Source organism: uncultured Roseobacter sp. (assembly GCF_947496515.1).
Lineage (GTDB): Bacteria > Pseudomonadota > Alphaproteobacteria > Rhodobacterales > Rhodobacteraceae > Roseobacter.
This window is the reverse complement of sequence record NZ_CANMDB010000009.1, coordinates 83,429-101,039: the sequence shown is the minus strand read 5'-3', so window position 1 is coordinate 101,039 and position 17,611 is coordinate 83,429. Positions and strand designations below refer to the sequence as shown.

The 17,611-nt window shown below is 55.1% G+C and carries 22 protein-coding genes and 1 pseudogene; 8 read left to right on the top strand and 15 right to left on the bottom strand.

What is annotated here, in order from left to right; translation table 11 throughout:
• Position 1 precedes the first annotated feature (1 nt).
• The 5 genes and pseudogenes from flgK (at position 2) to Q1A53_RS15810 (ending at position 4,896) form a co-directional block, all read left to right on the top strand.
• Positions 2–1,447, top strand: a complete 1,446-nt coding sequence (gene flgK, locus Q1A53_RS15830; RefSeq protein WP_299968609.1) for a flagellar hook-associated protein FlgK — start codon at positions 2–4, stop codon at positions 1,445–1,447.
• Between the two features lie 77 nt (positions 1,448–1,524).
• Positions 1,525–2,454: a flagellin gene (locus Q1A53_RS15825; RefSeq protein WP_299968608.1), complete on the top strand. Its 930-nt coding sequence runs from the start codon at positions 1,525–1,527 to the stop codon at positions 2,452–2,454.
• Positions 2,451–3,554 (top strand): flagellar basal body P-ring protein FlgI, encoded by a 1,104-nt coding sequence (locus tag Q1A53_RS15820; protein WP_299968607.1) that lies wholly within the window; start codon positions 2,451–2,453, stop codon positions 3,552–3,554. Before Q1A53_RS15825 ends, Q1A53_RS15820 begins: the two co-directional genes overlap by 4 nt.
• A gap of 129 nt (positions 3,555–3,683) precedes the next feature.
• The gene (locus Q1A53_RS15815; protein WP_299968606.1) at positions 3,684–4,031 is read left to right on the top strand and encodes a hypothetical protein; all 348 of its coding nucleotides are present in this window, start codon (positions 3,684–3,686) and stop codon (positions 4,029–4,031) included.
• Positions 4,032–4,150: 119 nt separating this feature from the next.
• Positions 4,151–4,896: pseudogene (locus Q1A53_RS15810) on the top strand (IS6 family transposase).
• Between the two features lie 96 nt (positions 4,897–4,992).
• Here Q1A53_RS15810 and Q1A53_RS15805 read toward each other — a convergent pair.
• The 9 genes from Q1A53_RS15805 to Q1A53_RS15765 are packed head-to-tail and all read right to left on the bottom strand — an operon-like array spanning position 4,993 to position 9,673.
• A complete protein-coding gene (locus Q1A53_RS15805) occupies positions 4,993–5,505 on the bottom strand; it encodes a flagellar basal body-associated FliL family protein (RefSeq protein WP_299968605.1) in 513 nt (170 codons plus the stop codon).
• Positions 5,506–5,517: 12 nt separating this feature from the next.
• Positions 5,518–6,249, bottom strand: coding sequence for a flagellar basal body L-ring protein FlgH (flgH, locus tag Q1A53_RS15800; protein ID WP_299968604.1), 732 nt, complete (start codon positions 6,247–6,249; stop codon positions 5,518–5,520).
• A 9-nt stretch (positions 6,250–6,258) separates the two neighbouring features.
• Positions 6,259–6,681, bottom strand: coding sequence for a flagellar basal body P-ring formation chaperone FlgA (gene flgA, locus Q1A53_RS15795; RefSeq protein WP_299968603.1), 423 nt, complete (start codon positions 6,679–6,681; stop codon positions 6,259–6,261).
• The gene (gene flgG, locus Q1A53_RS15790) at positions 6,678–7,463 is read right to left on the bottom strand and encodes a flagellar basal-body rod protein FlgG (protein WP_299968602.1); all 786 of its coding nucleotides are present in this window, start codon (positions 7,461–7,463) and stop codon (positions 6,678–6,680) included. Before flgG ends, flgA begins: the two co-directional genes overlap by 4 nt.
• Positions 7,464–7,486: 23 nt before the next feature.
• Positions 7,487–8,200, bottom strand: a complete 714-nt coding sequence (locus Q1A53_RS15785) for a flagellar hook-basal body complex protein (RefSeq protein WP_299968601.1) — start codon at positions 8,198–8,200, stop codon at positions 7,487–7,489.
• Between the two features lies 1 nt (position 8,201).
• The gene (locus Q1A53_RS15780) at positions 8,202–8,471 is read right to left on the bottom strand and encodes a flagellar biosynthetic protein FliQ (protein ID WP_299968600.1); all 270 of its coding nucleotides are present in this window, start codon (positions 8,469–8,471) and stop codon (positions 8,202–8,204) included.
• Position 8,472: 1 nt separating this feature from the next.
• The gene (gene fliE, locus Q1A53_RS15775) at positions 8,473–8,799 is read right to left on the bottom strand and encodes a flagellar hook-basal body complex protein FliE (protein WP_299968599.1); all 327 of its coding nucleotides are present in this window, start codon (positions 8,797–8,799) and stop codon (positions 8,473–8,475) included.
• 43 nt (positions 8,800–8,842) lie between these two features.
• On the bottom strand, positions 8,843–9,235 hold the full coding sequence (gene flgC, locus Q1A53_RS15770) for a flagellar basal body rod protein FlgC (RefSeq protein WP_299968598.1): 393 nt from the start codon (positions 9,233–9,235) through the stop codon (positions 8,843–8,845).
• Positions 9,236–9,247: 12 nt separating this feature from the next.
• The gene (locus Q1A53_RS15765) at positions 9,248–9,673 is read right to left on the bottom strand and encodes a FlgB family protein (protein WP_299968597.1); all 426 of its coding nucleotides are present in this window, start codon (positions 9,671–9,673) and stop codon (positions 9,248–9,250) included.
• Positions 9,674–9,727: 54 nt separating this feature from the next.
• Between Q1A53_RS15765 and Q1A53_RS15760 the strand changes: the two genes are divergently transcribed.
• A complete protein-coding gene (locus Q1A53_RS15760; protein ID WP_299968596.1) occupies positions 9,728–11,104 on the top strand; it encodes a FliI/YscN family ATPase in 1,377 nt (458 codons plus the stop codon).
• Positions 11,105–11,113: 9 nt separating this feature from the next.
• On the opposite strand, the gene Q1A53_RS15755 is transcribed toward Q1A53_RS15760, so the two are convergent.
• The 6 genes from Q1A53_RS15755 to Q1A53_RS15730 form a co-directional block, all read right to left on the bottom strand.
• Entirely contained in the window at positions 11,114–12,412 is a 1,299-nt protein-coding gene (locus Q1A53_RS15755; protein WP_299968595.1) for a DUF1217 domain-containing protein, read from the bottom strand.
• Positions 12,412–12,816 carry a flagellar biosynthesis repressor FlbT gene (gene flbT / locus Q1A53_RS15750; protein WP_299968594.1) on the bottom strand — a complete coding sequence of 135 codons (405 nt, stop codon included), beginning with the start codon at positions 12,814–12,816 and terminating at the stop codon, positions 12,412–12,414. The genes Q1A53_RS15755 and flbT overlap by 1 nt, the downstream gene beginning before the upstream one ends.
• Positions 12,813–13,184 (bottom strand): flagellar biosynthesis regulator FlaF, encoded by a 372-nt coding sequence (gene flaF / locus Q1A53_RS15745; protein ID WP_299968593.1) that lies wholly within the window; start codon positions 13,182–13,184, stop codon positions 12,813–12,815. The genes flbT and flaF overlap by 4 nt, the downstream gene beginning before the upstream one ends.
• Positions 13,185–13,252: 68 nt before the next feature.
• Positions 13,253–14,575: a flagellin gene (locus tag Q1A53_RS15740; RefSeq protein ID WP_299968592.1), complete on the bottom strand. Its 1,323-nt coding sequence runs from the start codon at positions 14,573–14,575 to the stop codon at positions 13,253–13,255.
• A 209-nt stretch (positions 14,576–14,784) separates the two neighbouring features.
• Positions 14,785–15,144: a flagellar biosynthesis protein FlgN gene (locus tag Q1A53_RS15735; protein WP_299968591.1), complete on the bottom strand. Its 360-nt coding sequence runs from the start codon at positions 15,142–15,144 to the stop codon at positions 14,785–14,787.
• Positions 15,134–15,403, bottom strand: coding sequence for a rod-binding protein (locus Q1A53_RS15730; protein ID WP_299968708.1), 270 nt, complete (start codon positions 15,401–15,403; stop codon positions 15,134–15,136). Before Q1A53_RS15730 ends, Q1A53_RS15735 begins: the two co-directional genes overlap by 11 nt.
• A gap of 126 nt (positions 15,404–15,529) precedes the next feature.
• On the opposite strand from Q1A53_RS15730, the gene Q1A53_RS15725 reads away from it, so the two are divergent.
• On the top strand, positions 15,530–16,864 hold the full coding sequence (locus Q1A53_RS15725; RefSeq protein WP_299968590.1) for a flagellar hook-length control protein FliK: 1,335 nt from the start codon (positions 15,530–15,532) through the stop codon (positions 16,862–16,864).
• 11 nt (positions 16,865–16,875) lie between these two features.
• The gene (locus Q1A53_RS15720) at positions 16,876–17,559 is read left to right on the top strand and encodes a flagellar hook capping FlgD N-terminal domain-containing protein (protein ID WP_299968589.1); all 684 of its coding nucleotides are present in this window, start codon (positions 16,876–16,878) and stop codon (positions 17,557–17,559) included.
• The last annotated feature ends 52 nt before the right edge of the window (positions 17,560–17,611 follow it).

Genomic DNA, 17,611 nt, shown 5'->3' with positions numbered 1-17,611 from the left:
AATGACAATCTCATCTGCACTATCAAATGCGATGACCGGTCTGCGTGCTGCGGGGCGCACCTCGCAGACGATCTCGGCCAACATTGCCAACGCCCTGACGCCCGGCTACGGCGTCCGGTCCGTCGCGCTGTCGTCGTCGCAGATCGGCGGTGTTCGGGTCGATGGGATCAACCGCACCGTCAATCCAGCCCTCTTAATGGATCGCGGCCTCGCCGAGGCCGCTTTCCGCAATGCCGACAACAGGACGCAGTTTCTGACCAACTATGAGAACGCACTCGGCATACCGGATGAGGCCAACTCGCTATCTGGACGCATCTCGGACTTCGAAAGGAGCTTGGTCACCGCGTCGAGCCGGCCCGATGCGGCAGAGCGTCTTGGGGGCAGCGTCGATGCGGCCCGTGATCTGGCGGAATTCATCGTGGCCGCCTCAACAGAAATCCAGCGCTCACGAAGTGACGCTGATCGCAATATCGAGACCCAAGTCAACAGGTTGAACACCGCACTGCAAAGCGTCAAGGAGATCAATCGTCAGATCACGAAGACTATGGTTTTGGGCGGCGATACCTCAGCACTCCAAGACAATCGGCAGTCACTGGTCGATGAAATCAGCGCCATGGTCCCCGTGCGGCAGGTCTCTCGCGAGAACGGTCAGATCGCGCTTTACTCAACAGGTGGTGCCATTCTGCTTGACGGTGGCGTGGCCGAAATTGAGTTCAGCGCAGTCAACCAGGTCACACCTTACATGACGCTCGACGGCGGTTCGTTATCGGGCCTGACCGTTGATGGCTTTTCCGTTCGAACAAGCAGTGCGCGCGGAGCACTCGGGGGCGGCACTCTGGGTGCCCAATTCGAGATCCGCGACGAACTTGGTGTAGAAGCGCAAACTCAGCTAGACGCGCTCGCACGCGACTTGATCGAACGGTTTCAAGATCCCGCCGTCGATCCGACGCTCGGAGCGACCGACGCCGGGCTGTTTACAGATGCTGGAGCGGCCTTTGACCCATTAAACGAGGTGGGAATATCAGAACGTATCACGCTCAACGCCGCCGTAGATGAACGGCAAGGTGGTGAGGCCTGGCGCATCAGGGACGGGATCAATGCAGTCACTCAGGGTGATGTCGGCGACGCTCGCTTGCTGCAAACGCTGTCTGATACGCTGACCGATCGGCGCACGCCAGCCTCTGGCAGCTTTGGCGTCGGCGCATTTTCCTTCGTCAATCTGGCGTCGGGACTTACCTCGAACGTTGCTGCAGACAGAGCACAGGCAGAGCAGGTGCAGAGTTATGCATCAACCCAATTCAATGAGCTGACCCAGCTGGTTCTGGCTGACGGGGTCGACAGCGACCAAGAGATGCAGCGTTTGATTGTCGTTCAACAAACCTACGCCGCGAATGCCCGAATGATCGAGGCGGCAGACGAGATGATGCAAACAATCCTGAGGCTGTAATAATGACAACCACGTCCCTTGGCGATCTCGCCCAATCTTTCATGCTACAGCGCCGGAGCAGTGCGCTGCGACAGGACATGACACGCCTTACCACCGAGCTTTCAAGTGGGAAAGTCGCGGATGTGCGGCAAGTATTGGACGGCAATCATAACTATCTCACCAGTCTTGAAAGATCTCTTGAGGTTCTCAACGGATATTCGGTCGCAAATACCGAAGCGGCCTACCTGATGGAGACAATGCAAACGTCACTTGAAAACGTTCAGAATTTCGGCAGCGAACTTGGGCTGGATCTTATCTTAGCGGGCGGTGGTCCTATCGGTGTTGTATCTGGCAATCAGTCGGAGAATGCACGAACTCAGCTATCGGCAACACTGAATTCGCTTAATGATGACGTGGCCGGTCGTAGCCTTTTTGCTGGCGCCGCAACTGACACAGTGCCACTCCCGGACGCTGACGAGCTGATTGCGCTCGTTCGAGCAGAAGTCCTCGGACAGACAACACCTGAGGATATCTTCGCGGCTGCAAAGGCGTGGTTTGACGACCCTGCAGGATTCGATACGGTCGCATATAGCGGATCAAATACATCGCTAGCCCCTTTTGTTCTTTCTGATACGGAACGCGTGTCATTGGACATCCGTGCGAATAACCCAGCCATTAAAGAGCTATTAATGAATATGAGCGTTGCTGCCCTCGCCGATGACCCCGGTTTGGCACTCGACGTACCAACGCAATCAGAACTCTTTGGCATCGCGGGTCTCGGTTTACAGTCTAATCAGGACCAGCTTACCCGGGTCCGCACGACGATTGGCTTTGTGGAGGGACGCGTCGAGACAATTTCGGCCCGTAACCAAGCCGAGGAAATAGGCACCGAATTCGCGCGGAACGCGTTGCTTGCATCGGATCCGTTTGAGGCTGCAACCCAACTCGAAAGTGTACAGTTTCAGCTTGAAAGTCTCTACACCATTACAGTTCGCAGTTCCCAGCTTAGATTGGTGAACTTCCTATGAAGCTGTTTCTCGCATTCCTACTTGCTATTTCTGCATCGGTGCAACTGTCTTGGGCAACGCCTGTACGTATAAAGGATCTTGTTGAATTTGATGGTGTTCGGGGCAACGACCTTGTTGGCTATGGCCTGGTTGTCGGATTGAATGGGACTGGTGACGGCCTGAGAAACGCGCCTTTTACCGAAGAAATAATGTCCAATATTCTTGAGCGTTTGGGCGTGAACGTGACAGGAGAGCAATTCCGACCGCAAAATGTCGCTGCTGTGCTAGTGACATCCGTCTTGCCCCCATTCGCCCGCGGCGGTGGTCAGATTGACGTGACCGTTTCAGCGATAGGCGACGCCAGCAGCTTGCTTGGTGGTACGCTTGTCATGACCCCTCTCAATGCCGCTGATGGGCAGATTTATGCTGTAGCACAAGGAACAATCATTGCCGGAGGGGCCGTGGCCGAAGGTGATGGTGCAAATGTAACCCAAGGTGTACCAACATCTGGAGTTATACCCTCCGGTGCTCGGGTGGAGCGCGAAATTGATTTCGACCTCTCGACCCTTACAAACCTGCGGCTTGCCCTAAGAGATGCCGATTTCACAACTGCCTCGCGTATTGAAGACGCCATAAATGCCGATTTCGGTCGGCCAGTTGCCTTCATGCTCGATTCCGGCACTGTTCAACTGAACATACCTGAAACGCGTATGGCATCGGTCGCGCATGCGCTTGGCCGAATTGAGAACATATCCGTCCAGCCCGAAAGAAAGGCACGCGTCGTTGTAGATCAAAGATCAGGCACAATTGTCATGGGCGAAGATGTACGTATTTCTCGAGTTGCAGTGTCACAAGGAAATCTGACACTCAGAATACAAGAAGCACCAATCGCCGTACAACCTAACCCGTTTGCCGATGGTGAGACAGTGGTCGTCCCACGCACGGAGGCAGAAATCGAGGAAGAGCCAGGAATTGGACTTGCAGAGGTTCCAACCGGTACATCCTTATCAGAAGTTATCGCTGGTTTGAACGCACTAGGTGTTGCGCCAAGAGATATGATTGACATTCTTAAGAGCATTAAAGCAGCAGGTGCCCTACATGCCGAGTTTATCGTCAGGTAGTTGCTAACACGGACTGAATTTTACATCCAAGGGGGCTTCGAAGACTACTCTTGAGACGCCATCACTTAAGCGTACCTTGAGTTAGCGGATGGTTCAGTGATTGGTGGGTCGGACACCGATCCAAGGGCTATGACGCGTTTATGGGATAACCGCCATCCATCGGCCATTATCGAAACTGCACCATCCGATAATGGCCAGACCGACCAGATGCTCGACGCGCTCAAAGTCGTCGGATGTGGCCAGATTGATGCGTTCCATTTAGGCAACGGGCCGCCGCCTTGCTATGGCTTCTCCCAACGTGGCCAGGGCATTTCACGTCAAATGAATTTCTTTTGGAAATCTTGCAAGAAGGCTCAAAGTTTCGGTTGTGATTGCCATGTCTTCAGGCACAACGCGCTCGCCGGGAACGAAGAGCATGCGCTCCAAGTCTGCCTCAGCTTAGCGCTTTCGGCTTGTGTACTTTGGGGCTGGATATAGCCAAAGAGAAAAGCTGATCACGACAATAAGCTGATCAGATTCTGCGGATTTGAGCCGATTTGGGGGACTGTCGCGGTAGTCGCTCCATTTTGGCCAAGGTGCTGCTTTTTAGGTTCGCTATGCCGCGCAAATCACCGTTCAAGCATCATCGCTTTCCGCGTGAGATCATTCTGTGTGCTGTGCGGTGGTACCTTCGGTATCCTCTGTCCTATCGAGACGTTGTCGATCTATTGGCAGAACGCGGTGTCACCGTTGACCGCTCAACCGTGCATCGCTGGGTCCAGAAGTTCGGTCCGGAGCTGACGAAGCGAACCGAAAAATCTGCACCGCGCCAGTGTCGATTGGCGCGTGGACGAGACTTATATCCGTGTCGGTGGCACCCTCTCATCGCTGCAAGCAGCGACTGCCGAGCAGTGAGTGGCGATATTTGTGGTACGCTGTGGATGCGAACGGGCAGATGGTCGACTTCCGCCTGACCGCGCGGCGGGATGCGAAAGCGGCCAAAGCCTTTCTCAACAATGCGATCGAGCGCGTACGCCTACATCAACCCGCCACGATCTGCACGGACAAAACACAGGCCCACGCCCGTGTCATCCGCGGGCTCAATCACCGCTATAGTCCTCATTTTGACAGTACTCGCCGCATTGACCGAAAGTGGCGCAACAATCTTATCAAAAGTGATGATTCCGCCGTGAGACGGATTCTAGGATATCAGCAGAGCTTCCGATCCGTGCGAACCGCCAAAGCAACCCCGAGTGGACTAAAAACTATCCAGACCATTAAACCCGGCCACATCCATCAAAAACAACCGGGTATTCGGGGCGCGATCGCGCTTATCAATGCCCTCTTTAAAGTTACCGCATAACCCCGGCGATGAAGACCCTTGCAGAAGCACTCCCCCCATTAACGCAACAGTCCTTAAACACCATCTTTCGAAAAAGTTGACCACATAGTTATTCGACTAGTAGTCCTGCCGAGCAACTTCAAAAATCAGTACATCGTTGACGATATCTTCGCCCATTATACTCTGCGCGATATCTCGGAGCTTACGGCGGACTACGTCCATGTTCTCCGTGGTTGCAAATGCACCGTCAAAGCCCCCAATGGCGGCGTGATCGAACAACACCCTCAAAAAGCTATCCCGGATTTTGGGTTCAGCCAAAAGAATCGTATCGGTGCTACCTAATGCGACTTCCATGCTTAAGGACATAACAACAAGCGCTGAAATCCGATCATCCGCGACAAGAGGGACTACGAATTGATTGGGCAGCCGAACGTATTCCATACCTGCGGTAGGACCACTCGTTTCATCAGCAGCTCCCTCATCTTTCTCAACTTGGGTGTCTTGCTCCGCCTCCATTTCCTCGGAGAGCGCCTGTTTCTCTTCAACGGGCTCCGGCCTCAGAAATATTCCCGCACCGACACCTGCGCCGGAGCCGATTAGAAGCATGACAATCGGAAGCAGCTTTTTCATCTCATGTTTCCTCTAAAATGGCAGGATACCATCAAGCACCTGTTGGCCGATCCGCGGCTGTTGGACATCGGTAATCTGACCTCGACCACCGTAGGAAACCCGCGCAGTTGCGATCTTGTCATAAGTGATCTCATTTTGGCGGGAGATATCTTCCGGCCGGACATAACCGCTAACCAACAGCTCCCGCATCTCAAAATTCACGCGCAGCTCTTGACTACCGGAGATGGACAAAACGCCGTTCGGCAAGACACCAATAACTGTAGCCGCGATACGCAGTGTTAGTTTCTCGTTGCGCTTGACAGAGCCATCACCGGAAGAGCTGCTGGTTGAGTTGATTGAAACCGCGTCAGCCGAAGACGCGCCATCTGGTAGCCTTTCGTCGAGGCGTTGCGGCAATCCAAAAAGACCAGGAATACCCAAGCTTTCAGAGCCTGAGCGAGATCGGTCGGTGGCGTTAGAAATCTCGGCCTCCTCGTCGATTTCGATCACAACCGTCAAGATGTCGCCTTGTTGAATAGCGCGGCGATCTCCCAAAAGAGACTGACGCGCCCCTGACCATAGAGACGCACGTTCGGTCGGTCCCTGCGCATCGGACCGCAACGGCAGCCCCGGAGACAGCATGGCGTTGTGCTCAGATGTGGCCCGAGGGGACGAGAATGTAGGCGGTTTCCCCAAATGATCCATCCGAGCGCAGGCCGCGATCAGCACAACGGATCCGACAATAACACAATTACGAAAAAGCATTGGATACCCCTATCTTTTTACCTGTACGGACCCATCCGGTCGAACCTGACCGAAGAGCGTTGTGCGCGAATCCAGATTCATGATCCGGACCCGGTCGCCGACGCCGCCTCTCTCAAGAGATCGGCCGTCGGTCGTGATCAAGAGGCCACCTGACTCAAATCGCAAAGGTACAATCTGGTTGCGTGCAACCAAAGCAGGCGGGCCGACATCGTCAAACCTGATTGGGCGCCCGGCATAAAGCGTGGTGCGCGCCTCCTGCCCAATCACATCGGTCGGGCGATTAAAAGTGTTGGCGACCTCACCGGCTTTCGCACTGACGTCCATCTCAGTGATGATCGCGTTCGCACGGATCGTTCTTGTGGGTACGACCACATCCGCAAATACCATCGATGACAGGCTGGATGCAAAAAGGAGGCTCAGGATGCGGGTCATCGGATCTGTGTCGTGGCGCCCATCATCTGGTCGGCTGCAGAGATTACCTTGGCGTTCATCTCATAGCCGCGCTGCGCCTCGATCAGCTCGGTGATTTCACGCACGGCATCTACCGAGCTTTCCTCCAGATACCCTTGGCGAACCGTTCCCAGCCCGTCCTCACCCGGGGTGGAGATCAGCGGCGGGCCAGAGGCCTCGGTCTCGACGAAAAGATTGCCGCCAAGCGCCTCAAGCCCCTTTGGATTGGTAAAGCCGGTCAGATTAAACTGGCCCAACAGCTCAGCATCGACCGCGTCTGCAAAATAGGCAAAGACTTCTCCGGAGGCGCTGATAGAAATACTGCGGGCATCGTCCGGGATCACGATTTCAGGCTCCAGAGGGAAGCCGTCCGAATTGACGATCAATCCTTCTCCGTTGCGCTTCAGCCCGCCGTCGCGGGTATAGGCAATCTGACCGGCTGGCAGCGTCACCTCAAGATACCCTCTGCCTTCAATGGCGATATCTAGGTCGCCACCCGTCGCACTAAGAGAGCCCTGCTGCAATTGCATCGACACCGCTGCGGGTCGCACACCCAAACCCAGCTGTACACCGGTTGGCATAACCGTTCCGTCTGTAGAACTGATCGTGCCAGGCCGCGTCATCTGTTGATAGTGCAGATCGGCAAATTCCGCCCGGCGGGCATTGTAGCCAGTGGTGCTCATGTTCGAGAGGTTGTTTGAAATGGTCTCCACCCGCATCTGCTGGGCGCTCATTCCTGTTGCGGCAATCTTGAGGGCTCGCATGGGATACTCCTTTTAAAGAAAAACTACTCAGACATCGAACGCATCGCCTGACGCACACGCTCATCCTCCGCATCCAAGAAACTGGCACCCAGTTCGTAGGCGCGCTGTACCTCGATCATCCGTGTGATCTGTAGAACCGGGTTTACGTTCGAGTTCTCGACGAAACGTTGCAGGATTCGGGCGTTTTCTGCAGGTTCAAATCCGTCATCGGCCCGGAACATGACACCGTCTTCGCGAACCATCTCACGCGGATTGACGGGTTGAACCGCGCCGATCTGACCAACGGGATTGCCCTCGCTTGAAATGGTTCCATCCGCTGCGACGGCGATATCCGACGCGCCCGGTGGGATGAAAACGGGCGCGCCGCCGGCGTCGAGCACCCGGTAACCATCGAAGGTCACGAGGTCACCTTCTGCATTGGGGGTAAACGCACCTGATCGGGTCAGCCTTTCGCCGTCGGGAGTTTCGACCAAGAAAAACCCTTCGCCCTCAATTGCAAAATCAAAGGTCCCGCCGGTTTGGGTCAGGGTTCCCTGATCGAAGGAGGTATTGCGGACATTGCCCTGCCCCATCGACAGGCTGGAAGCGCCGTCAACGGACATCACGTATTCCGAAAACACCAACCCCTCTTGCCGAAAGCCGGTCGTTGCGGCATTTGCGATATTGTTGGCAACGATACGCATTTCGCGCATGAGCCCGGATTGCCGGGTCAAAGTCGTGTAGCCAGTATTTTCCATCTTACCCTCCGATGATCAGCGGTATGATCCGGTTGTGAAAAAACGACACCAAGGTTTGTGTCATGAAGCCCATGGACAGCCAGAAGACGAGAACGATGGCACCGAGTTTCGGCACAAACGTGAGCGTCATCTCCTGGATAGATGTCAGGGCCTGAACGAGACCGATAGACACGCCCGTGATCAAAGCGGCTGTCAGGATTGGGATTGATATGAGAAAGGCAATCCACAGCCCTTGCCGCATTGTGTCGAAGAAGAGGACTTCATCCAGCATGCTAGACGGGCATCCGCAGAATTTCCTGGTACGCCTCCACCACCTTGTTACGGACTGTCACAGCGGCCTCGACCGCGAGTTCCGTCTGAGCGAGCGCCTGAACCAAAGCATGTGGATCAGCATCACCGATCATCGACGCTTTAGCGGTCTCCTCGCTCTCCGCGAGGGTTTGGGCGAAATCCACGGCGACCACTTTAGCGGTCTCCATGATGGTCGGCTGATCTGGCATGGGTTCGGTGGCAGGCCGGGCCTGGGCATAGCTCTCGATCGCAGACGCGGCGCGCGCGTCGGTGAAACGTTGAATTGCTGAGACAGCTTTCATATCCATTCTGGATCTCCTTTAACGTAGGGCCGGTAACAAATCTGGTTGGTTAACTTCTCAGCAGATCCATCAAGCTGCTGGACATTTTCCGGGTTTGTTCAAACACCTTGAGATTGGCTTCGTAACTGCGTTGCGCCTCCCGGGTGTCTGCGAGCTCGATAATCAAATCGACGTTTGAGCCATCGAAATAGCCACTATCGTCCGCCATAGGGTGCGATGGGTCATAGACGCGCTCCAGAGTCGACCGATCCAGCTGAACGCGTCCGGTTTCGACCATCGATACGCGGCTGTCAGAATTGAAAGCCGTTTCGAATGGGACCAGCTTTCGCCGATAGCCGGGCGTATCGGAGTTAGAGATGTTCTCCGCCAGATGCCGGAGTCGGGTAGCCTGAGCCTTCAGCCCGCTTGAGGTGACATCAAGTGCCTTTGCAAAATCGTTCATGAAACGTTCTCCTTATTGCCGACTCAACGTCGCGCGAAGAATACCAAGGGAGGATTTATAGATGGCCAGCGCGCGGTCATGCTGGCGACGGGCATTCAGAGACTTCAGCATCTCCCCTTCGAGCGACACCGTATTTCCATTGGGGGATGCAATTGCTGCGTCGTCTGTTCGAACCTGTGCGATTTGCCCAGGTACAGCGCCATTCAGATGTTTCGCGCGCGTTGCTTTTTGGCCCAGGGTCGAGCCCATCGAAACACTCGCCAGATAGCTATCTTTGAAACCGTCAAGCGCACGCGCCTTGTATTCTGGCGTGTCAGCATTCGCGACGTTCTCGGCAACCACGGCCTGGTTGTGGCCCGCGTGTCGCGCCATCGCATGGGAAATCTTGAAGACTTCTAGGTTTTTGAACATCCGGGCTTCTCCCTCGAACGGTTTCATCAAGGCTTAACCCTGATTCCTTTAGAAAGAGTGTGCGAACAGCAAAGGATCGTCATGAAAGCGCCAATTCCATTCGATGGGCTCGCAGCCGAGATCAATAGGCTGACATCAACCAACAGCATAGGACGGGTCAGTCGGGTTGAAGCAGGCGTCATTCACGTATCTGGCCTGACCCACAAAGCTCGGGTGGGCGATCTGGTTGCAATCCGCCGGAAGGGCACACCCCTGTGCGGCGAGATTCTGCAGCTAGATGATACCTCGTTGGTTTTACTGCCGGATCAAACACCGGACGGCGTTGCGCTGAACGATCGCGTCGCGCTTTTAGGCGCCTCTGGCATATCTCCATCGAACGCCTGGATCGGCCGGATCGTCGATCCCCTCGGCCAGCCGCTGGATGGCAAGCCGTTGTTGTCTGGTCCGGTGACACACCCCTTGCGCCGGGCCCCACCGGATGCTGGCGCACGGCGCGGCCTCGGAGATCGCATGAATACCGGCATGATTGCGCTAAACACGATGTTGCCGATTGTCGCGGGCCAGCGTATCGGATTATTCGCGGGCTCGGGTGTCGGCAAGTCAAGCTTGCTAGGTCAGCTTGCACAGAACATGACGTCAGATGTGGTTGTTATCGCCATGGTCGGCGAGCGTGGCCGTGAACTGCGCCACTTCGTTGAAAGTGTGTTGGGTCCTGAAGGGTTGCGCCGCGCTGTAATCGTTTGCGCAACATCCGATCAATCGCCCTTGATGCGCAGAAGGTGCGCTTGGGCCGCGATGTCGGTAGCAGAACATTTTCGTGATCAAGGTCAATCGGTTCTACTGCTTGCAGACTCAATCACACGTTTTGCCGAAGCGCATCGCGAGGTTGCGGTTGCTGCGGGCGAGGCACCGGTGCTGAGGGGATTCCCTCCATCGACAACACATTTGATCACATCCCTTTGTGAACGAGCAGGTCCGGGACAAGGGACCCAAGGCAATATCACCGGAGTATTCAGTGTATTGGTTGCTGGATCAGATCTGGATGAACCAATTGCAGATATCCTGCGAGGGGTCCTTGATGGTCACGTCGTGCTTGACCGCGCAATAGCGGAACGCGGTCGCTACCCCGCTATCGACGTTCTGAAGTCGATTTCCCGGAGTTTGCCAGATGCCGCGACACAACCACAAAATGCATCTATCTCTAAGGCTCGCCGACTACTTTCTGTCTATGAAGAAAATGCGATGATGATCCGTGCTGGGCTCTATTCGATGGGCAGCGATCCCGAGATCGACGCAGCGATCCAGATATGGTCCGATCTTGACAAACTCATGGCCATGCAGGAACGGGACACCATAAGGGAAAGCTTTACACAGCTCGATCTTATCTTACGCCGCGTCAGAACATCGTCGGACGTTCCCGCTTCAAACGGTTTACGACACCACACCTCCGCTGGCTGACCACATCCGCTATGAGCGAAGAAGTGTCAGAGCAATTGCTTGGGAAGATGTGGCGTTGTTGAATGACTGAATCTGTGAGCGAAGTAAGTACTGCGTAATGAGATCGTCCACTTTCTCAGGATCGGAAAACTGATTTACCTGATCACTCCCGAAGATGGACTGAGCGCGCTCTTTAAAGATAGTCAACTGTTTTTCAATATCGATCTGCCCGACTTCACTTGGAAGGTTCAGAGCAGCATCGAAAAGAGCCCGCAGCGGCGGTTCACCCATGATCGTAAACCACTTGGCATCATTTGACATGTCTTGATCGGAAAACGGTTCTAGTGGCAATGATCCATCTATGACCACAAGAGGTTCATTATAGATAACGCCGTCTGGTATCTCGACATTCTGCTCAATGAAACGATCCACAATTGAGCCAGCAAACCCTTGTTGTCTGACTTGAACCGTCTCAGCAATGCCAAAACCAAAGGCGCGCGCAAGGTCGGCGTAGGCAGGATTTTCCAACTCATTGGCAAAGGCGACATTTGAAATGCTGCCTTCTTCGAGAACCTGCTTGACTTTATCGCGAACGGGGCTCACCGGAACATCAACAGTCGGTTCGAAATTTATAATTGCATCGTAATCATCCCAAAGACCGAATGCGCCGAGGGCCATTTTCAGGAGACGCGTGTCATCTAGAAGATCATCGGGTGTTATCACGCTGCCAATCTTGTTCTCAAAATAGGCCGCGTCACCCTCGATCGTTTCGGCAAATTCGCTGACGGCAGCTGCAACCGCCTCGGTAGCGATCCGATCATCTGGTTTCACCGGTGGGCTTGCTAGATCAACAAGGGTGCGTTGAGCGTATAGAGCGACACGCATGGTATCGTCCTGCTGACCGGCAGATACTTCAAAACTATTGGCCTGGAAACGCGCCACCATATCAGCGGCAAAGCCATCCGCTGACACCTGCACTTGTTCACCGGGACCTAGTCCGAAGGCTTTGGAAAACTCCTGATAGCGACTATCGGAGAATCTGTTCGCCAAGGCGTCATCCGCCGTTGTTCCTTCTTCCAAGATTTTTTGAATGAAGAAGCGGTTATCTATATCATCTTGGAGGCCGAAGGCACCAAGCGCAACCTCCAGAAGACGTCTGTCAGACGTGAGATCTTTGGCCGTCTCGACTTTTCCGATATTTTCGGAGAAGTACTCTGCACTCCGGCTTACCTGTGCTGAGTTGGAGAAATTGGCAAACTGGCTGTCGTACGTTCTTTGCAGGAAGCGCCAGCCAGCGAGACCAGATGATGGTATTATTGGGACAAACATCAGGTCAGCCGTGCGGCAAGCAGCCGCTCTTCTCTCGGTATCAAAGCACGTAGAGCCTTCAGAGCGCGATAGTGCTGTTTTTCAACAAGACCAGTCGTTGCTTCCGCCAGAATAGATCGGCTGTCCGCGTCCGTAAAAACCTGGCTCAGCTCTTCAAGCTGACGCAATAGAGGCAGGTGCGCGTCGTCAGGATCCTTGTCACCCGACAGCACCAGTTGCATGGCAAAGCAAGCCCGTTTGACGGGGGTTTTTGCATCTTCTGGGTGAATTGCATCCCGGAGTCTCAGAATGTGCGCGCCCGGTGTCATAATCGCCAACCGGCTCCGACGGTCACCATTTTCTATAACGACGCCGTTGATCAAGACCCTCTCCTTTGGGCTCAGTTTGAGGACGAGACCGCTCATTTTTGCTCTCCAGTTCCACTGAGACCGCCGAGTATCATCGCGTTGATTTCGAGAAGCGGGACGGCTGTTTCTTCTTTGCGGAGCACTTTCTGAGTGTGCAGACGGGTAAAATTGGCCAGGTAAACTATACGTGCGCGCAGATCATCGGGCAGGAGGTTGTCTTCATTCAAGACATCAACCGCCAGTGTGGTCCAGAGTTTGTTGTTCTCATAAAGGGCAGCGGCGAGAGCGGGGAAGTCGTCGTCCTTAATTGCCTTCTTGAGACGGTGAGAAATCCGAGCGATTACCTCATATTCCGCTCTGCGTGCCGTTCTGGTCGGGGCCGTCGCTGGCGCATATGCGCTCTGGGCCTGTGCGTAAGCGTTCACGATGCAACCTTTACTCTTTAACTAATTGAAGTCTGGGGGCGCGATCAAACGCGCCCCCAAGGTATCGCTTAACGGAAGAGCGACAGGATTGTCTGCGGTGCCTGGTTGGCAATCGACAGAGCCTGAACACCCAGCTGCTGCTGTGTCTGCAGAGCCTGAAGCTTGGCCGAAGCCGCTTCCATGTCCGCGTCAACAAGTGCGCCAATACCAGTTTTCAGGTTATCGATCAGATTGCTGACGAACTCGTTCTGAGTTTCGATCCGGCCACCAGCCGAACCGAGAGCAGCAGCAGTATCAATCGAAGTCTGAATTAGGTTTTCAATCGCCAGCAGCGCGTTACCTGCACCGGCTTCGGTTGACACGTCCATCTTGCTCAGGTTGTTCATCAGACCTGCCGCCTTGTGCGGCGCGGTTGCCGCATCTGCGACGTTGACGCTTACCGAAGCAGTGATGTTGTTAGCCGTCGCACCCAAAGAACCGCTGGTTGTCACCTCAATGGCACCGCCATTGGCGCGAACCTGCAGGAAGTTCTCAGCGTTCAGATCGTAGCCTTGATCCATTGCAAAGCCGATCCAAGCGGCTTCGAGGCCTGCTGCGATATCCGCGGCAGTATCACCTTCTGATGCTACATATGAAATCCCGGTAGCGCTCAAACCTGTCAGGTTCAAATCGTTACCAGCGGTTGAGTAAGCACCCGCACCCGCACTAAGAGCCAGCGCAAATGCGACCCCGTCAACAGAACCACCAGCAGACACGAGTGTCGTACCGTCACCAACGGCGATAGCCAAACTGCTTGTGCTATCGCCACCAACAGCGCCACCCACGTTACCACCATTACCGCTACCAGCTGCAACAGTTGTATCTCCAAGGGCAATGTCCGTCGAGGTAAGGTCTGAGCGAGCAACGGAGATTTCACCCGTGGTAACAGAGCCATCGGCCGAGCGATCGAGCGAGGACAGGATATCGACATCAGCAGTATCAGAGCCATTCAGCAGATTTAGGCCATTGAATTGCGCTGCACCAGCAATCGAAGAGATCTGGTCGGTCAACTCCTTGATATCTGTTTGGATCTTCTCGCGATCAACGTTTGCCTCTTGTGAGTTAACGATCTTGCCTTTGACCTCTTCCAAAAGATCCGTGATACTTTCAGCCGCATTCAGGGCCACGCCGACGGTAGACTGGCCAAGAGCCAGCGAGTCAGAGATTGCTTCGAAGCCCGCAACGTCCGAAGACATCACTTTGGAGATGGCCCATGTAGCAGCGTTGTCCTTGGCGCTTTCGATGGTCAGGCCGGTGGAGATCTCGCTCTGCACCTTGCCAAGGTTCATGTTGATGGATTTCAGGGTTTGCAGCGCAACCATTGCGCTGTTGTTGGTAAGAATGCTCGACATGAAGCATGTTCCTTTGATCAATCACGCTTTGCGTGGATTAGGCCCGCGCGCCTTCACGGCGGGACAAAACTGTCATTCTGACCAATGCAGAGACTTTTCTCAGCCCTGCGCCACCCGACCTCGGATGCAGGCGGAACATGCGCGAAAACAGACTAATGGAACCTTAATCGCTGCTTCCTTCGTTGATCGCATTTAATTCAAATGCAGTGTCAGGCGCGCTTTTCCACAGCGCTCTGGCCGCCCATGTCGACGGTCTTGCGCTCACCGTTCTCGTCATAGGTCTCCAGAGAGCGGCTCACACGACGCAGCGTGGCCAACCGGTCGGTCACGGAGCGGATCCCCTCCATCGCCTGCTCGAGCAGCAGTTGATTGCGCCGGATCTTCTGGTTCATGGCCTCCAGCGCCTGGCGATCAGCGTCTTGCTGGGTGTCCAGATCGGCTATCAGGCTCTCTTTACGAGCCAGCAAACGGCCGACCTCATCAAGATCACCGTTGAGAACAGCTGCGCGCTCTGCATCCAGCAATTCATCAAGGGCGTCGATGACGTCGGCAATATCATCATTGGTCATTTTGCTTCTCCTTCAGTGCGTGAAACAACGATTCGCTCAGGCCGATGCCGCCCGCCTTGACCATGTACATGGCCTGTTCTTCGACGAGGAAAGAGCTGAACTGATCCTCGCCTGCACCACCGCCGAAATGTTCGCTCGTCTTACCCAAACCCGCGGATTTCAACATTTCCGCGAGAAAACTGGCCTCAAGCTTTTGGGCGACATGATGCAAGGCGCGGTCTTGCGGGGACATGGGTGCAGCAGATGATCCGACGATCATGGGGGCGGTCATATGAGGTCTCTCCAATTGCAACTACTTTTCGACGGTATGCGCGAAACCGGTAAAGATGCGGTAACCAAACGGCGTCATAAGAGGCCAAGCGCGGAAGAACTCCCGGAGATACCGATGACCGACCTTCAACTCATACCGGCCGTTACAAAGCCGACCCGAACCGACAATCAAGCGATGCGTGATCCTTCCCAAGATACGAAGGAAAATAGTTCGGAAGCGGATTTCGATACCGCATATGCCGCAGAATCCTCGACTGAGGAGACATTGGAGGATATGGAGCAAAAGGCACCTTCGTCCGTTGCACCGGATGAGCCGGCCGAAGACTTAGTGGCGACGCCAGCGGTGGACGAGGATCCTGACACGGCGACAGGATCCACTGATGCAGATCCGTCGGCGGATATGGCCACCACCGACGTACCAAAAGCGGCAAAACTGGAGGATCAGGGAGTTGGCGCAACAACATCCGTCACGACAAAACCTCGTGTCGAGACGAGTGAACTGGCCTTCGCGCAGCGTGTTACAACGGCGCCCCGCGACGTCAAAGAAGCAAGCACTACTGCAGTAGATCCATCTGTCAAGGCGACACCGCAAGCAGCCGTCATGGCGAGTGTTGCGCCATCGGTACCGCGTGAAGCATCAACGCCAGACGCTGCTCCGTCGACCGCCAAGGCAGTGTCGACTGCGACACCTGCCGCGACACAAACGCTTAGCGCACAACCCGTCAATCCACTGCCAACAGCGCCGACATCGATCGCAAAGTCAATAAGCGGCGAACGGAATGCCGAAGGTGATGAGCGACGGCTCAGACGTGTCACAACGGCCGAGTTGCATTCGGTCAAAACCACCAGCGCATCATCAGCCCCCCTGGCAACAAAGCCGCCATTGACTGTCACGCCCTCCGCGCTTCAGCAAAGCGGAATGCCTCTGACGGTTCAAGCAGATGCCGCAGGTCCGGAGCTATCGCTTTCGGCTGTCGGCGACCTTGATCTGCCATCTTCGTGGGAGGCTCGCTCGACCAACCCCAACACGCTCGCTCAAACACTCGCACGGTCAGAAACCCCCGGCATGATCGGCCGCCAGATGGCCGAGGCTCTCCAAAGACTGCCGGACCGGCCGGTTGAGGTTTCGCTCAATCCGCGGGAACTCGGTCGGGTTCGTATGAACATCATGGCGGCAGAAGCAGGCATCACGGTCCAGATCACAGCGGAACGGCCCGAAACGCTGGACCTTATGCGCCGCAATATCGACCAGCTTGGGCAGGAATTTAAGGCCCTGGGATACGAAAACATCAATTTTGCCTTCAACGAAGGCCAGTCAGGTAGCGAGCAGCAAACGACCGACAATGATGACGCCCCCTCCTTTCAGCCATCCCGCCTTTTTGAGGACGCTGCAGAGCCCGAGATCCCAATCACGCTGACACCGGCAACCGGTGTCGATCTACGCCTTTAAGGAGCCATTTTATGGACGTCACAGCCACCCAAACCGTTCAGGCTGCCCAAAACACAGCCCGTGCCGCTGCCGCGAGCGAGCAGTCCGCAGCAGTTCTGTCTTCAGATTTCGAGACATTTCTTCAAATGCTGACCGCCCAGGCGCGATACCAGGATCCGCTGGAACCGATAGACTCCTCAGAATACGCAGCGCAACTGGCCCAATTCTCGATGGTCGAGCAACAGGTTCTTTCCAACGACCTTCTCGAAGCGCTGGCAGGTCAACTCTCAGCCACCAGCATCGGTCAAAGTGCCAGCTGGATCGGGATGGAAGCACGCACAACTGCCAAGGTGCCGTTTGATGGATCCAGCATCAGTGTCACGCCGAAACCCGAAAGCACTGCAGATGAAGTGGTTCTGATCGCCTATGATGCGGACGGCAATGTGGTATCGCGCCAGCAAATCGACAACAGCAGTGATCCCGTCGATTGGCAAGGGGTCGATGAAGACGGGAAGTCACTGCCATACGGGCTATACAATTTCGCCGTGGAAAGTCGGCAGTTGGGCCAAGCTATCGCCACAACACCGGCGGAAACATATGCCAAGATCACCGAGGCCCGCCGCGATGGCACAAACACGGTCTTTATCCTCGCCGGTGGTGCCAGCGTTACAACCGATCAGGTGAGCGCCTTGCGCGAGCCGGAGAGCACTCCATAGGGCACCATAGATCGGGTATCGGGGAAAGCCTAGCTGCCCAAAATCTATTGCC

What these genes read in the sequence shown, in the direction of transcription:
- Q1A53_RS15725 (WP_299968590.1), top strand. Translation starts at nt 15,530, where the DNA reads ATGACCGACCTTCAACTCATACCGGCCGTTACAAAGCCGACCCGAACC.
- flbT (WP_299968594.1), bottom strand. Translation starts at nt 12,816, where the DNA reads ATGAGCGGTCTCGTCCTCAAACTGAGCCCAAAGGAGAGGGTCTTGATC.
- Q1A53_RS15785 (WP_299968601.1), bottom strand. Translation starts at nt 8,200, where the DNA reads ATGGAAAATACTGGCTACACGACTTTGACCCGGCAATCCGGGCTCATG.
- Q1A53_RS15780 (WP_299968600.1), bottom strand. Translation starts at nt 8,471, where the DNA reads ATGCTGGATGAAGTCCTCTTCTTCGACACAATGCGGCAAGGGCTGTGG.
- Q1A53_RS15825 (WP_299968608.1), top strand. Translation starts at nt 1,525, where the DNA reads ATGACACGCCTTACCACCGAGCTTTCAAGTGGGAAAGTCGCGGATGTG.
- flgA (WP_299968603.1), bottom strand. Translation starts at nt 6,681, where the DNA reads ATGACCCGCATCCTGAGCCTCCTTTTTGCATCCAGCCTGTCATCGATG.
- Q1A53_RS15760 (WP_299968596.1), top strand. Translation starts at nt 9,728, where the DNA reads ATGAAAGCGCCAATTCCATTCGATGGGCTCGCAGCCGAGATCAATAGG.
- Q1A53_RS15730 (WP_299968708.1), bottom strand. Translation starts at nt 15,403, where the DNA reads ATGATCGTCGGATCATCTGCTGCACCCATGTCCCCGCAAGACCGCGCC.
- Q1A53_RS15820 (WP_299968607.1), top strand. Translation starts at nt 2,451, where the DNA reads ATGAAGCTGTTTCTCGCATTCCTACTTGCTATTTCTGCATCGGTGCAA.
- Q1A53_RS15755 (WP_299968595.1), bottom strand. Translation starts at nt 12,412, where the DNA reads ATGTTTGTCCCAATAATACCATCATCTGGTCTCGCTGGCTGGCGCTTC.
- Q1A53_RS15765 (WP_299968597.1), bottom strand. Translation starts at nt 9,673, where the DNA reads ATGAAACCGTTCGAGGGAGAAGCCCGGATGTTCAAAAACCTAGAAGTC.
- Q1A53_RS15815 (WP_299968606.1), top strand. Translation starts at nt 3,684, where the DNA reads ATGACGCGTTTATGGGATAACCGCCATCCATCGGCCATTATCGAAACT.
- fliE (WP_299968599.1), bottom strand. Translation starts at nt 8,799, where the DNA reads ATGGATATGAAAGCTGTCTCAGCAATTCAACGTTTCACCGACGCGCGC.
- flgK (WP_299968609.1), top strand. Translation starts at nt 2, where the DNA reads ATGACAATCTCATCTGCACTATCAAATGCGATGACCGGTCTGCGTGCT.
- flgC (WP_299968598.1), bottom strand. Translation starts at nt 9,235, where the DNA reads ATGAACGATTTTGCAAAGGCACTTGATGTCACCTCAAGCGGGCTGAAG.
- Q1A53_RS15735 (WP_299968591.1), bottom strand. Translation starts at nt 15,144, where the DNA reads ATGACCAATGATGATATTGCCGACGTCATCGACGCCCTTGATGAATTG.
- Q1A53_RS15805 (WP_299968605.1), bottom strand. Translation starts at nt 5,505, where the DNA reads ATGAAAAAGCTGCTTCCGATTGTCATGCTTCTAATCGGCTCCGGCGCA.
- Q1A53_RS15740 (WP_299968592.1), bottom strand. Translation starts at nt 14,575, where the DNA reads ATGTCGAGCATTCTTACCAACAACAGCGCAATGGTTGCGCTGCAAACC.
- flgH (WP_299968604.1), bottom strand. Translation starts at nt 6,249, where the DNA reads ATGCTTTTTCGTAATTGTGTTATTGTCGGATCCGTTGTGCTGATCGCG.
- flgG (WP_299968602.1), bottom strand. Translation starts at nt 7,463, where the DNA reads ATGCGAGCCCTCAAGATTGCCGCAACAGGAATGAGCGCCCAGCAGATG.
- Q1A53_RS15720 (WP_299968589.1), top strand. Translation starts at nt 16,876, where the DNA reads ATGGACGTCACAGCCACCCAAACCGTTCAGGCTGCCCAAAACACAGCC.